At 64.3% G+C, this 14,720-nt stretch carries 9 protein-coding genes; 3 read left to right on the top strand and 6 right to left on the bottom strand.

The window, feature by feature from the left end; translation table 11 throughout:
* Window positions 1–22 precede the first annotated feature (22 nt).
* Window positions 23–1,582, top strand: a complete 1,560-nt coding sequence (locus KBX14_RS10535; protein ID WP_256042518.1) for a catalase — start codon at window positions 23–25, stop codon at window positions 1,580–1,582.
* A gap of 123 nt (window positions 1,583–1,705) precedes the next feature.
* Here KBX14_RS10535 and KBX14_RS10530 read toward each other — a convergent pair whose 3' ends face one another.
* The 6 genes from KBX14_RS10530 to KBX14_RS10505 are packed head-to-tail and all read right to left on the bottom strand — an operon-like array spanning window position 1,706 to window position 7,629.
* Window positions 1,706–2,050 carry a Na+/H+ antiporter subunit G gene (locus KBX14_RS10530; RefSeq protein ID WP_256042517.1) on the bottom strand — a complete coding sequence of 115 codons (345 nt, stop codon included), beginning with the start codon at window positions 2,048–2,050 and terminating at the stop codon, window positions 1,706–1,708.
* The gene (locus tag KBX14_RS10525; protein ID WP_256005993.1) at window positions 2,050–2,316 is read right to left on the bottom strand and encodes a cation:proton antiporter; all 267 of its coding nucleotides are present in this window, start codon (window positions 2,314–2,316) and stop codon (window positions 2,050–2,052) included. The genes KBX14_RS10530 and KBX14_RS10525 overlap by 1 nt, the downstream gene beginning before the upstream one ends.
* 3 nt (window positions 2,317–2,319) lie before the next feature.
* Window positions 2,320–2,757 carry a monovalent cation/H+ antiporter subunit E gene (locus KBX14_RS10520; protein ID WP_256042516.1) on the bottom strand — a complete coding sequence of 146 codons (438 nt, stop codon included), beginning with the start codon at window positions 2,755–2,757 and terminating at the stop codon, window positions 2,320–2,322.
* Between the two features lie 2 nt (window positions 2,758–2,759).
* A complete protein-coding gene (locus KBX14_RS10515) occupies window positions 2,760–4,289 on the bottom strand; it encodes a monovalent cation/H+ antiporter subunit D family protein (protein ID WP_256005996.1) in 1,530 nt (509 codons plus the stop codon).
* Window positions 4,286–4,714 (bottom strand): cation:proton antiporter subunit C, encoded by a 429-nt coding sequence (locus KBX14_RS10510; RefSeq protein ID WP_070477297.1) that lies wholly within the window; start codon window positions 4,712–4,714, stop codon window positions 4,286–4,288. The genes KBX14_RS10515 and KBX14_RS10510 overlap by 4 nt, the downstream gene beginning before the upstream one ends.
* A gap of 5 nt (window positions 4,715–4,719) precedes the next feature.
* Entirely contained in the window at window positions 4,720–7,629 is a 2,910-nt protein-coding gene (locus KBX14_RS10505; protein WP_256042515.1) for a DUF4040 family protein, read from the bottom strand.
* A gap of 144 nt (window positions 7,630–7,773) precedes the next feature.
* Between KBX14_RS10505 and KBX14_RS10500 the strand changes: the two genes are divergently transcribed.
* Complete coding sequence (locus KBX14_RS10500; RefSeq protein ID WP_256042514.1) at window positions 7,774–9,177, top strand: hypothetical protein; 1,404 nt, start codon at window positions 7,774–7,776, stop codon at window positions 9,175–9,177.
* Between the two features lie 265 nt (window positions 9,178–9,442).
* The gene (locus KBX14_RS10495) at window positions 9,443–14,491 is read left to right on the top strand and encodes a YPDG domain-containing protein (protein WP_256042513.1); all 5,049 of its coding nucleotides are present in this window, start codon (window positions 9,443–9,445) and stop codon (window positions 14,489–14,491) included.
* Window positions 14,492–14,720: the final 229 nt, after the last annotated feature.

Genomic DNA, 14,720 nt, shown 5'->3' with positions numbered 1-14,720 from the left:
TAACAATAAGGAGGGCCTAACAATGGCAGAGAAGAACGTAGACCACATCCTTTCGAACGGCGAACGTCCAGCGGGCAAGGGTCAAACCACCCAGCTCGCCGGCCAGCCCGTCCCATCGGAAAACGTGAGTGTTACGCAGGGCCGTCAGGGCGCGAATGTCCTGGATGACATTCACCTCATCGAGAAGCTTGCGCACTTCAACCGCGAGAATGTCCCCGAACGTATTCCACACGCGAAGGGCCACGGAGCATTCGGTGAGCTGCACATCACCGAGGACGTGTCCAAGTACACGAAGGCGAAGCTCTTCCAGCCTGGCACCGTCACCCCGATGGCTGCACGCTTCTCCACCGTTGCTGGTGAGGCAGGCTCCCCAGACACTTGGCGTGACGTTCACGGTTTCGCACTGCGCTTCTACACCGAAGACGGCAACTATGACATTGTCGGCAATAACACCCCGACGTTCTTCCTGCGCGACGGCATCAAGTTCCCGGACTTCATCCACTCCCAGAAGCGCCAGCCGAACTCCGGCCTGCGCGATGACGAGATGCAGTGGGACTTCTGGACCCGCACCCCTGAATCTGCTCACCAGGTGACCTACCTGCTCGGCGACCGCGGCACTCCGAAGACCTCCCGTCACCAGGACGGATTCGGCTCCCACACCTTCCAGTGGATCAACGAGGAAGGCACCCCAGTTTGGGTCAAGTACCACTTCAAGACCCGCCAGGGCTGGGAATGCTTCACCGACGAAGAAGCCACCGAGAAGGCCGGCACGGACCCGGACTTCCAGCGCGAGGACCTCTTCAATGCCATCAAGGAGGGGGACTACCCAATCTGGGACGTCAAGGTCCAGATCATGCCGTTCGAGGAAGCGAAGGACTACCGCTTCAACCCGTTCGACCTCACCAAGACGTGGTCGCAGAAGGACTACCCGCTTATCGACGTCGGCTACTTCGTCCTCAACCGCAACCCGAAGAACTTCCACGCCCAGATCGAGCAGCTGGCACTCGACCCAGCCAACCTGGTCCCAGGCATTGGCCTGTCCCCGGACCGTATGCTGCAGGCTCGCGTCTTTGCGTACTCTGACCAGCAGCGCTACCGCATCGGTGCCAATTACAAGGACCTGCCGGTCAACCGCCCGATCAACCAGGTGAACACCTACGCCGAGCGTGGCTCCATGGCGTACTTCTTCAACGAGGAGAACGAGCCAAACTACAGCCCGAACTCCTACGAGAAGGGCGCCGGCTACCTCGACGACGGCGAAACCTCCGCCAGCGGCCAGGACCTCGGCCTCGCCGAGAACCTCTACATCAACCCGGACCCGGAGGGCACCGACCTGGTGCGCGCCGCCTACGTTAAGCACCCCGAGGATGACGACTTCGGCCAGGCCGGCACCCTCTACCGCGACGTCTTCGACGACGCCGCCAAGGAACGCTTCGTGCACAACATCACGAACAAGATGATGGCGATCACCAACAAGGAGATCGAGGAGCGCGTCTACGAATACTGGGGCAAGGTCGACGCTGACCTGGAAACCAAGGTCCGCGAATCCTTCGCCGCTAAGCGAGCTGCGCAGCAGAAGTAACGCTTAAGCCCTGAACGCTTAAACCTGCCAGGACGGTGACGTCCCGGCGGGTTTTGGTGTTTGTTGGGCAAGCTCGGCGGTTCAGATGGCGGCGCCTGAGCGCCACCCTCCCAGAACCGGAACCTAGATCCGGTGGTTCGGCCGGTTCGGGTGCCGGTCGCGCTTATCGGAGACGGTCACGCCGTAGAGGGTGCGGCCCATGATGAAGGAGCCGACGGAGCCGACGATCCATACGCCGGTGATGGCGATGATGGCGCGGAGGAAGTCGTTGAGGTCGAATCCGGTGGTGGACCAGGACCAGATCAGTTTGGCAACGACCAGGATCGGGAAGGCGAGGCAGACGGTTGGTCCGAGCAGGTTCGCACGGGTCAGGGCATCGGGGGCGCGAAGCTGCAGGAGCGCGGTGGCGACCACCAGTAGGGTGGCCACGATGACGAGCGCTGCGACGATGATTTCGATGATGGTCATTAGCGGCGTCCTCTCGTGATGATGCGGGCCATGGAGATGGTCGGGATAACGCCACAGACGAGGCCTGCGAGGATGGCGATTTCGTAGCCGATCATGGTCTGGGTCCAGATGGACCAGACGAGGAAGATGGTGACCATGGCGTAGAAGATGAGGTCGGCCATGACGGCGCGGGAGAGTTCGTCCTTGACCAGGATCAGACCAGCGAGGCCGACGAGCAGGCTGAGCGCCATGACGATGACGCAGCCCATGAGGATCGTTTCAAACATGTTCTAGTCCATCCTTTCCGCTGGTGGCAGGGTGTGGTCGTCGGGGTCGCCGAGGTCCACGTAGGGGTCCCACCCGATGGATGCGGGGTCCAGCGGGGTGGCTTTGACGGCCGGGTTGATGCGTTCTTCCATGTCGATCAGGCCAGCGATCTGATCTAATGGGTCGCTGCCGAACGCCGCTTGGACCAGCAGCACCATCGGTCCGCCTTCCTGGGCGGGGTAGCGCAGCCCGAGGGACAGCGTGCCCGGGGTGACGGTGATGGAGGTGGAGTACCAGAAGATCTGCCAGTCGGTGGTCAGGCGCAGCGGGTAGTAGATGATGATCGGGTCAAGCCCGGTGTTGGGCTTGAACGCGGCCGCGGCGGCGCTGAAGCCTGCGGCGAAGATTTCTTTGATGAGCCAGGCGGTGTAGCCCACGCCGTGTGCGAAGCGTTGCAGCATGGTTAGTTACCTCCTTGGAGGGTGTCCACATCGGGGATGCCGATGGCGTCGTCGCCGAGGACGGCGGTGGTGTAGGAGTCGACGTCGAGAAGGCTGTCGACGGCCGCGGTGCTGGCTGCCCAGAGTGGGCCGGCGCCGATGAACATGCCGAGGGACATGAACATGAGCAGCGCGGACGGTGCGAGCAGCTTCGCGCGGACGTTGAGGGCCTTCGGGTAGTGCTGCATTGGGCGGCCCCAGAAGACGCGCTTCCAGACGCGCATCATGGACAGCAGCGCACCGAAGGACGCGACGATGATGGTGGTGATTGCCACCCAGGAGCGCCAGTCGCCGGGTGTAGCGGCGGCGAGCACGATGGTGACTTTGCCGAAGAGGCCGGAGAACGGCGGGAAGCCGACGATGGAGAACGCGCCGGCGACGAAGACGGCGGAGGTGAGCGGGTCGCGGCGTGCGAGGCCGGACAGCTTCGAGATGGTGCCGGTGCCGTAGGTTTCCTCGATGGCACCGACGTTGAGCACGAGTGCTGCGATGGTGATCATGTGGTGCAGCGTGTACATGAGGCCGGCGGCAAGGGCGTAGCGGGCGTCGTCGTTAGTAAAGGCCAGCATGATGAGGATGAACGGCATGCCGTTGACCATCTGGTAGCCCAGGACGCGGCGCATGGTGTGCTCGGCAAGGCCGGCGAAGCCACCGATGAGCATCGAGATCACCATGATGACGATGATCAGTGCGTTCCAGCGCGCGTCCATGTCGAAGATGACCACCCAGATGCGGAAGAGCATGTAGACGGCCACCTTGGTGTGCAGGCCGGAGAACAGGCCCATGACGGCGGCACTGGTGGAGGGGTAGGTGCGTGGCAGCCAGGTATGGACCGGGAAGACGCCGGCCTTGGCGGCGATGGCGATGACGACCAGGCCGGTGGCCACGGTGATCGGGCCATTGCCGGCCGCGGCACCGCGCAGGGCGGCGATGTTGACCGCGCCGGCCACACCGTAGATGTAGCCCACGCCCATCACGAGCAGTGTCGACGCCGCCAGGTTCACCAGCACGAACGTGCGGGCGGACAGCAGGCGGTTGCGGGTGCCGGTCATGGCGATGAGGCCATAGGACGGCAGCAGCATGACCTCGATCATGACGAAGAAGTTGAACAGGTCCGCGGTGAGCAGCGCGCCGGAGACACCGGTGATGAGCACCAAGGTTAGCGGCGTGAAATAGCGCGCCTGGGTTTCACCGGCCACGCTGGCGAACCAGTTGGAGGTCAGCGCCACGATCATGGTGGTGATCAGCATGATGGCCGAGAACTGGTCGGCGGCGAAGGAGATGCCGACGCCGCCCTGGTACAGGCCGATGACGTGGGAGACGGTGCCGTGCTCGGCGGTGTAGCTGTACAGCCAAATGGCCAGGCCGAGGTTGATGGCGGGGATGATGAGGCCCAGGGCGTCGTTGCCGCGCTTCCAGGGACTGAGCGTCGTCACCGCCGCCATGATGAGTGGCAGCGCGACGAAGACTGGGAGGATTGCGTCCGCACTCATGCGCGTGGTGCTCCTTCCGTGTTGTTCATCTTGTTCGGGTTGAGGCGCGCGGTGCGGCCTGCGGTGGATAGCGCGGACGGGCTCAGGCGCATCAGGTCGTAGGTGCCTGCGACGCCGGTCGGGTTGTCCATGGTGTCGTCATCCTTGCCGAGTGAGGCCAGCATGAGCAGGATCGTGGTCGTCGCCATGGCGATGACGATGGCGGTGAGCACGAATGCCTGCGGGAGCGGGTCGGACAAGTCGGCGAATTCGGTGCGGGAGGGGAATGCCTCGCCGCGCCAGGCACCGACACCGGTGGCAAGCAGCGTCAGGTTGGAGGCGTGCCCGAAGAGGGACATGCCGAAGATGATGCGGACCATGCCGCGCTGCAGGATCATGTAGACGGACCCTGCAACCAGGACCGCGATGGTAAGTGCCATGACCATGTGGTTTACAGCTCCTTCGTGGTAACTGGGCGCGGGTTTTCCGCGGGGTTGAGTGGTGCTGGGTGGGCGTCGACAGGCTCGGCGGGTGCTTCCGGCTCTGGTACATCCGGCAGTGGGTTTTCGCCGCCGCGGGTGTAGGTGAGGTCGGAAATCTCGGTGCCGGGGCGTAGGTAGCCGCCGAGCGCGTTGAGCGCCTGCGTGACCATCCCGAGCACGGCGAGGTAGATGCCGAAGTCGAAGATGAGGGACGTCGTCATGTGCTCCCCAGCGATGGTGCCGTGGATGGCGTACATGAAGCCGCCTTCGAGGAACCCGAGGAAGCCGGAGCTGATGGCGATGATGATGCCCCAGCCCGTCAGCCGGATCGGGGTGAGTTGCTTGACGACGTACGCGTCCGCGCCACGGGACAGGTAGTTGAGGCCGAACGCGGTGGCCAGTACGAGCGCTGCGACGAAGCCGCCGCCGGGTGCTGTGTGGCCACGGAAGAAGATGAGGACGGACAGCAGCGCGAGGATCGGCACGACGAGCGCGGACGCCTTGCGCAGTGGCAGCGAGTTGAGCTGCGACTGGCCGAACGGGCGTGGGCGGGTGCCGGCCTCGAACATGTGACGCGGCATGGACTGGACGACGGCCGCGATGACCACCGCCGCCATGCCCAGCACGGAGAGCTCACCGAGGGTATCGAAGCCACGGAACTCAACGATGATGACGGCGACGATGTTGTCGGCGCTGGTCATCTTGCCGCCCTCGGTGAGGTACCACAGTGCGAGGTCGGAGCGGTCGTGGCGGCCCAGCAGGGCGTAGACGCCGAGGAAGGCGACGATACCTGCGATGACAGCGACGACGGCCGCGAAGACCTTGCGTGAGGTCGGGGTCTTGGGGAAGGTGCGTGGCTGGTAGCGCAGCACCACCATGATGACCACGACGGTGAGGGACTCGACGAGGAACTGGGTGAGTGCCACGTCGGGGGCGCCGAGCATCAGCATCTGCAGGCTCATACCCACGCCGGTGGTGCCGATGAGCACCGCCGCGGCGAGGCGGGAGCGGGTGCGCACCAGGCCGATGACGGACAGGGCGATGATGGCGAATGGGATGAGGTCCCACCACACGTCGATGCCCTCGGCGCGTGGGGCGAGCGGCATGCCGTCGACACCCTGGGTGAGCACTGCGGTGCTGACGCCCAGGACGAGGATGCACAGCACGAGTGGCAGCAGGTGGCGCGACGGGTTGAACGTGTCCGCCATCGCGCCGAGCCAGCGGCCCACCTTGGAAAGCCCGCGGACCATGGCGTTGAGTAGGTCATTGCCGCTGGTTGGCAGCAGCTGCTTGTTCTCGACGGCCGCGAAGAACGGCTTGCGCACGAAGAGGACGAAGCAAACACCCAGCACGAGCACGATGAGCGAGACGATGAATGGCGCGTTCAGGCCGTGCCACAGTGCCAGGTGCGAGTGGAACTCGGTGTCGCCAGTGATGGTGCGCACGCCCGCGTTGATCGGGTTGTCTACCCAGCCGAGCGTGAACGGCAGGACCAGGGAGGTCAGGCCGGGCAGCGCGGCTGGCAGCCAGAGCGCGACGGGCGCTTCGGTGACGTGCGGCATGGGCTTGGTGCCGTCGATAAATGCGCCGAAGACGATCTTCGCCGAGTAGATGAAGGTCAGCAGGGCGGCAAGACCCGCGACGGCGAGCAGCAGCGGGCCGAAGCTGGTGGCGTCGAACGCCGTGAGGATGGATTCCTTCGAAATGAAGCCGAACAGCGGCGGGATGGCGGCCATGGAGGCCGCGGCCACGCAGGTGGAGGCGAAGGTGAACGGCAGCTGCTTGTACAGCTGGCCGAGGCGGCGGATGTCGCGGGAGCCGGCCTGGTGGTCAATGACGCCGATGAGCATGAACAGGGAGGACTTGAAGAGCGCGTGGGCCAGCGTGTGCACCATCGCGGCGGCGAGCGCCGCCGGGGTGCCGATGCCGATCGCCGCGACGATCCAACCCAGGTGGGAAACCGTGGAGTAGGCCGTCAGGTGCTTCAGGTCCGTCTTCGTAATGGCGAAGGCTGCCGACATCAGCGCGGTAAACAGGCCAGTGACCAGCAGCAGCGTGTTCCACGCGGTGACGTCGTGGAAGATGGTGGAGAAGCGCAGCAGGACGTAGACGCCCGCCTTGACCACTGCCGCTGCGTGCAGGAACGCGGAGACTGGCGTGGCTGCCGCCATGGCTTCAGGCAGCCAGAAGTGGAAGGGGAACTGCGCGGCCTTGGTGAAGGCGGAGAAGCCGATGAGCAGTGCCACCGTGGTGGTCAGCCCCGGCGACTGCGCCCAGACCGGCGACGCGAGCACTGCGCTGAGCTGCGTCGTTCCTGCCGCGACGGAGACGACCGCCAGGCCCGCCAGCAGCGTCAGCCCGCCGAAGAAGGTCAGGATGAGCGTGCGGTAGGAGCCGGCCTCGCCGCCGGAGCCGGAGCGGGCGATGAGCATGAAGGACGCGATCGAGACGAGCTCCCAGCCGATGAAGAGGAGCACGGTGTCGTCCGCAAGCACGAGCAGCAGCACCGAGAGGGTAAACGCCGTCATGATGGTGTAGAAGCTGGTGTTGCCCTCGCGCTTCGGCAGGTATGCGGCCGAATATATAAGGACAATGCCGCCAATGACGAGCGCGAGCAACGCAAAGAAGATGCTCAGGCCGTCCGCGCGCAGTGAGAACGCGATTTCGGTGCCGGGCCCGAGGATGTCGTTGGCCCATGTAAGGGACCACGTTTCCACGTTGCCTTGGGAAATGTTAGGAAATTCGCGGCCCAGCGTGACCGCTGCGGCGAACAGCAGGAGCGCCAGCGGCCAGCCTGCTTTCCTGTCGAAAACTCGCACGAGCAGCGGCGATAGCGGAACTGTCGCGGCCACGAATGCGAGCACGAGAGGTAGTGCCATGGTGAACCCTCTCTGAGTTTGGGATTTGAAAACTGTCAGTTGCTTTAAAGGGTAGCAACAAGCTTGGACAAGGCCACAACATCTTTGGGAGCGTGCGGTGTGCCTTCCAGCATTCATGCAGTTGCAGGGGTTACATTGTGCACCATGAAGTGGCGCGTGTTGTGTGTGTTGTTGGTGTGTATTGTTGCGGCGTTCCTGCCGTTGAGTCCGGTGAGTACCTGGATGTCCACGCAGGGGGACGCCAGCGCGCCGCAGCTGCCGTCGGATCGCGGCAACCCGAACGAGGCGCGCCGCGCGGCGGGGGAGGCCAACACGCAGGCGGGCTTTCTCACGCAGGGCACCAAAGAGCTTGTCGACGGCACCTCCCAACTCACCGGCGGCGCCGACGAACTCGTCGCCGCGATCTCCCAGGCGCAGGCTGGTGCGCAGGAGTTGTCGGCCGGGATGGTGCAGCTACAGGCGGCGACGGGCCAGCTCGGGGGTGGCGCGACGGAGGTCGCGGACGCGATTGGCCAGGTTGTTGAGCAGGCCACGGCCTTCGACGCGGTGCGTGGCCAGGTCACGGCTGCCATCGACCGCGCCCTCGTATCGACGAAGGCCTCCAAGGACCCGGACGTCATCGCCGCACGCGAGCAGCTTCAACAACTGAAGGTCCAGGCGGACAATGCCCAGTTGCCGCCGGAGGTTGTCGCCCAGATGAACAAGCTGCGCGACGGCTCCCGCGAGGTAGCCAACCAGCTAGCGGTGCCGGGCTACGCCTACCACGACGGCGTCTACACGGCCACGAACGGCGCCCAGCAGCTGGCGAGTGGACTGACTCAGCTCAATAACGAGGCGCAGGGCGCGGTCGGCGGTATTGCACAGCTTGATGAGGGTGTCGCAAAGATTGACCACATGGCGAACCTGACCGCCGACCAGATTCGCGCGGTGCGTGGCGCGCTCCCGGCGCCGGCGGCGGCGCAGGCGGGTGCGGAGGCGCAGGAGCCGCAGGAGTCCTCGCTGGCTCCGGTCGCGGCGATGCTGGTCGCGGCGCTCGTGGGGCTGGGCGGTGTTGGCGTCGCCGCGGCGGCGTGGATGTCCCGCACGAGGCGCTGGCTGGCGCTGGCGCTGGGCGTCGTTTTGCTGGCGGTCGCCGGTTGGACCCTTGTGTTTATCCTCGGCCACAACTTGAGCCCGGCCGCTCTGGGAATCGCGGCTCTCGCGCTGCTGTGCGGTGCGGCCGCCTCCGTTGGTGTGACGACGGCGCTCGCGGCGCTGTTTGGCCGCGGATGGGGGAGTCTGGTTGCTGCAATCCTGATAATTCTTCAGATGGGGGTAGTCGGGTGGGTTTGGAAAGCCGCCGCGGCTGCCCCTGTTGGTGGGGTCCTCGAGGCACTTTCTTCGGCGATGCCGATGCACTGGCTGGCCGCGTCGCTCTCGAGCGCGGGCAATAACGGCTCTGCGCAGGCACTATGGATTGGTATCGCTATGAGCACGCTCGTCGCGGCGGTCGGGCTGCTGGGCGGAGTACCGCAGCGACGTGACGTTGCGGTTCACGTGGAGGAATAATCCGAGCACACGGACATGGTTCCTACTTTCGGATGGGTTTGTGTTAATCTAGCGATGCTCATTTCAAGTAATAGGGGCTTGGATTGAGTGGTCTCCTTTCGCCCATTGTGGGCAAGAAAGGGGTTAGGGATGGGGAAGGCCCCGTCGGCTTCGGCTGGCGGGGCCTTCACTTATTACCACTTATGCAACGTTAAGAGTGTACGAAGCGCACAGCCCGAATTACGCTGTTACTGACAAATCGTTGTGAAAAGTGAAGGGCAGCCACATGCAAGGCACATTTCCGGGCGCGGGGCGTCGGAAAGTACGTGTTGGAGTTACCGTAACGTCTGCGATCGCGCTCGCGTTGGGGAGTGCCGCCGTGGTCGCGCCTACCCCTGTCGCGCATGCCCAGGAGAACCTGGCATACACCGGTGCGGTGATCGACGCTGAGCAGCAGGCGAAGTCAGAGGGGCTGGGCGATGATGCCTGCCGAGTGGTGCTGGAGAAGGCCGATGACGGCAAGGACGTTGCAGGTTTCAGGTTTGACGCGCTCAACCCTGGTGAGCACTCCGAGAGCGCAACTGAGTTCGGCATCCAGCTGCACTTCAACGCGGACAAGCAGCGCACCTTCACAGATACAGGGTTTAGCGACAGCGGGCCTGTTCCAGTCGAAGTCGGCGAGCTAGGAGTTGTTCCCGCGGGTGAGAAGCTCGATGGCGGTAACCCGTTCACGGTGAACAACACTGCTGAGTCCGCGGAGATTACCGCTTCCCGAATTCAGCGCAACTTGAACGGCGCGTTTCCCTTCACGGAACAGTTCCAGCAACAAGCCCTGAGCCCGGAAGGCCTCACCTTTGCGTGGAAAGGGTCCTACACAAAGGAAGACTCTGACCACCGGTTTTTCGAAAGCCAAAACTTTCAAGCGGACGCGAACGCCAACCCCTGGCCGAGCGAGACAGACGAATGCGTCCCCCTCAAACTTGATTGGGAACACATTTCGAAAGCTGTGATCAAGCCGGGGGAGAAGGTCAAAATCGCCTCCGCCGGTGGGATGTTCACGGAACGCGACCTGGATCGTCTGCGCATACAGGTCGCGGACGGCAGCGGCAAGGTGTTCGAGCACGTCACCATCACGCGCGATGGCTCCGACTTCTTCCTTACCTGGCCGAAGTTCGCCGACGACGCCGAGCTCGACGGCCTCCAGGGCCTCACGTTTACCGCGGTTGCGCTGCCGCGCAGCGTCGAAGAGCTCGAGGCTATCGCTCAGAACCACGCGTACGAAGATACAAGGGTTGGGGTGACGGCCAGCTCCATTGCGCTGCCACGCTACAACACCGCCAACGAGCTCAGCTCGCACGCGATCAGCGTCGACGACACGCTCTACCACGATCCGCAGTTCACCAGGTCTGAGGTCAATATCGCCTCCGGGATCTCAAAGGACGCGATTGTCTTCGAGGAGCGTCGCGACGCAAACGGGCACACCCTCGCCGACTTGAAAGAGGAGTTCGACGCCACCATCACCCTTGACGAGAGCCTCGTCTACGACGGCTGGACCGCCAAGTTTGCCGACGAGGAAAAGGGCGACTACAGGGTGATCATGACGGTGCCGGAGGGCGTCGATAAGCCGACCCCTGGGACGTTTGCGCAGCCTGTGGTGCATGTACGCTACTCGAACGGCTCTCAGGACGCCATCCCGCTGCTCGTGGTCGTCGAGCCGAATCACACGCAGCAGACCAACCTCGAGTACCCCGCCGAGCCAGTGCAGGGCGCTCAAAACGCAACACTTACCGCCAAGGCGAGTCTGACGCGGGTGCTGGGCAAGGGGGACGTCATCAAGCCGAAGAAATTCGAGCTTATCGACGCCCCCTCCGACAAAGACAGCTGGGACGTCACAATCGATAAGGAAGGCACCGTCACCGCGAAGGCGAAGGCAACCGTGCCGAACTTCACCACCATCAAACCCGTGGTGAAGGCGACGTACCCGGACGGCACGACCGACGAAGCGCCGGTGTCCTTCCAGGTGTTCTCGGACGTGAAGGTGCCGTCATATGGCTCGGCCTCGGGCAAGGCGACAGACCGCGTGACGCTCACGCCGACCGTGCCGAAGGTTGGCCTCGGCGGCAACGCGCACGACGAAACGCCGAACCGCTACACCTTCCCTAACGGCTCCCAGCAGTACAAAGTCGGCGACTGGAACGTCACTCTCGACGCCACCACCGGCGAGCTGACCGTCACCATCCCGGACACCGCGCTGCCGGGCGCCTACATCACGGTGCCGGTGCGCACCCACTACGCCAGCGGCGCCGTGCCGCAGGAAACCACCGCCACCATCAACGTGATCGGCGACGGCACGGGCACCGACGTTGCGAACTACCCGCAGAGCTTCACCAAGCCCGGGCTGCCGGTCTCCTCGATGATCAGCACCCTGCTGGCGGACCCGACGAAGGCGAAATACAGCCTGCCAGAGCAACTCCCGGAGGGCTGGACGTTCGACGTGTCGAAGGAGGGCGTGGTCACGGCCACTCCGCCGAAGGACGCTCGGCCCGGTGACCAGGCGATCATCGACATCCACGTCCGCTACCCGGACGGCTCCGAGGCGGACGTCCCGGCGGCGTTCACCGTCGTCGGCGACGACAAGGGCATGAACAACCCGCGGTACCAGACCAAGTCGGGCAAGCCGGGCACCACAGTCACGAGCAAGCTGGACACTGGAAGCGTCCGGGACATCTCGGAGCCGAAGTTCGCCCTGATCACGGACCCGAAGGACAAGCACTACATCGCTCCGCCGCGCAACCTGCGGTGGGAGCAGGTCAAGATCGACCCGAAGACGGGTACCATCACCACCCCGGTCAGCGAGCGCGCTGTGCCTGGCAGCTCCGCGGACATCCCGGTGCGCGTGACCTATAAGGACGGCACGACCGCCATCATCGTCGCCACCGTGGTCGTCCTCGGTGAGCAGCGCGCCGTCTACGAGCCGCGATACGAGCAGCAGGAGGCGAAGCCGGGCGTCGACAAGCGATCTGAGATCACCGAGCCCACCCGCATCCCTGCCCGCGACCTCGCGGAAAAGACGCCGTTCAGCGTGTCCGCGAGCCTCGACGGCTGGAAGCTCCGCGTCGACGACGCGGGCGTTGTCACCGCGACCCCGCCGAAGGACGCCGAGTCTGGCGACCACCTCAACGTCCCCGTCACCGTCACCTACCAGGACGGCTCGAAAGACGTGGTCACCGCCGCATTCGTTGTGGTCGGGGAGCCCGCGCCTGACGTCTCCTTCGACATCAACACCGAGTACGAAGTCATCGTGCCGTTTGAGACGCAGATCGTCTTCGACCCCACACTCGACGTAGGCACGCAGGCCGTCGACGCCGAACACCCCGGCGTGCTCGGTACCGACAAAGTGACCACGACCAGGACCATCACGAACTCCGAGGTGGTCAGCACATGCATCGAGCAGACGCGCATTGCGGACCCGCAGGACCGCATCGTGCGCGTTGGCACCAAGGAAAGGCCGGGCGTCACGCCGGAAATCCACTGGTCGGAAGAGACGCCGTACCGCGTCATCATCCGGGAAGACCCGACGCTCGAAGCCGGCACGCACAAGGTCGCACAGCGCGGGAAGGTGGGCAGGATCTCCTACAAAATTATCGACGGCATCGCGCAAAAACCACAGGTCGTGGACGCTGAGGACCAGGTCATCTTGGTCGGCACCAAGAAGGAATCCAAGCAGACAGAGCTACGCGAGACCATCCACACCCCCGTGCCGTTCGAGACCGAAATCCGCCAGGTAGACAGCCTGCCCGCCGGCGTGGTCAAGACCATCCAGGAAGGCTCCTACGGCCAAACCATCACGGAGAAGACCTGGCAGCTTGTCGACGGCCACGTCGTCGGCAACCCCGTCGAACACACCACGACAACCAAGACCCCGGTCAAGCGCATCATCGAGGTCGGCGTCGGCCACATCGTGCCAACCTACGGCAAGGTCGTCCAGGAACCGGGCGCAACCGACGAGGTCCCTCTCCACGAGGGCTCCAAGGTTCCTTCCGACGCCACCTTCGAAATCGACCCCGAGTGGAAGCCAACCATCCCGGGCTGGACCGCCACCGTCGACGAGCACGGCCGCGTCTTCTCGACGCCACCAGCCGACGCCAAGCCCGGCGACTCCATCCTCATCCCCGTTCAGGTCACCTACACCGACGGAGCCATCCTGGTCGTTCCGGCATTCGCGGCCATCAAGGAAACCGACGAATCCCCGCACGTCAGCTACGCGTCCGCCTCCGTCCTTCCCGGCGAGACGAGTACTCAGCCTGCAACGAATGCCACCGACGGCAACCGCTACTCGGTACCCGACCGGGTCAATGGCTGGAAGGTGAGCGTCGACGAGCACGGCACCGTTACCGCGACCGCGCCGAAGTCCACCACCCCAGGCACCTGGATCCGCGTCCCCGTCACCGTCACCCCAGCCCACGGCGAGGCCTACACCACCCAGGCCGTCTTCACCGTGGCCAACGTGCCGACCGGGCCAGTTGAACCTACTTCTTCCGCGACTGCTGCGCCGGAGCCGTCCCCGACTGCCACTCCGACTGCTCCTTCAACTGCGCCGACTGAAGCGCCAGCACCGTCGTACCCGCCGGCCATCACCGCGCCGGGCGTGCCGACGTCCATCAAGATCAGCGGCCACACCGACGGCAACACCTACAAGCTCGGCGCCCTGCCGACCGGGTGGCGGGCCTCCGTGTCCGCCTCGGGTGATCTGCTGGTCACCCCACCCGCCTCCGCCGAAGTTGGCGAGAAGGTTGACATTCCAGTCACCGTCACCACCGCCACGGGCGCAACGTACGAGGTGAAAACAGTCGTGGGGGTCATCGCGAAGGGTGGCACTACCACGAGTCCGACAACGCCTGCGCCTTCTACGCCTACTCCCGCTCCCGCCGATTCATCTGCCGACGGCTTCAAGCGCTGTATGTCCAACATGTTCGCGCTCAACAGCCCGATCCTCTGGCTGCTGCCAATCGGGCTCGCCGCCGCAGTTGGCATTGGCGTTGCGAACACGATGCAGACCCAGATCAACGCCGCTCTTGGGCAGTTCAACGACTCCCTGCGCCACGTAGGCCGCGGGTTCGAGGGCCAGATTGCCGCCATTAACAGGCAGTTCGGCGTCGACGCCCGTCAGCTGCAGCCCGTTGCTATCGCGTTTGGAGCCATCGCAGTCGGCGGCCTGGCGATCTCCCTGATCGTCCAGGCATGCCAGTCCGAGGGCTTCGACCACGGCATGACCGTCCTCGGATCCTCCAAGGATGGTGAGCCAGTGCCAAAGGACGCATCTTCCAAAAAGTAGGCCTTTTTGGACCTGCAGGTTTATACGTCTAATCCAAATGGTGTTGCGTCCTTTGGCACTCGCCCCGGTTGGGGTGACACCAAATTCCCACCCTGCCCCTTGGCTACCTGGGGAAACGCCGACGGTGCTCCCCAAAAACAAGGAATGTGGTGCGGGGTTAAGCGACAAAATGTGTGCTTTTTTGGATATGGATTCCAGGTCCTGCCTGGGCCTACGGCGGGACAGTGCT

The organism is Corynebacterium sp. CCUG 61414 (assembly GCF_024453945.1).
Taxonomy (GTDB): Bacteria; Actinomycetota; Actinomycetes; order Mycobacteriales; family Mycobacteriaceae; genus Corynebacterium; species Corynebacterium pseudogenitalium.
The sequence above is the reverse complement of the archived record's forward strand: the minus strand, read 5'-3'. Positions and strand labels throughout refer to the sequence as shown.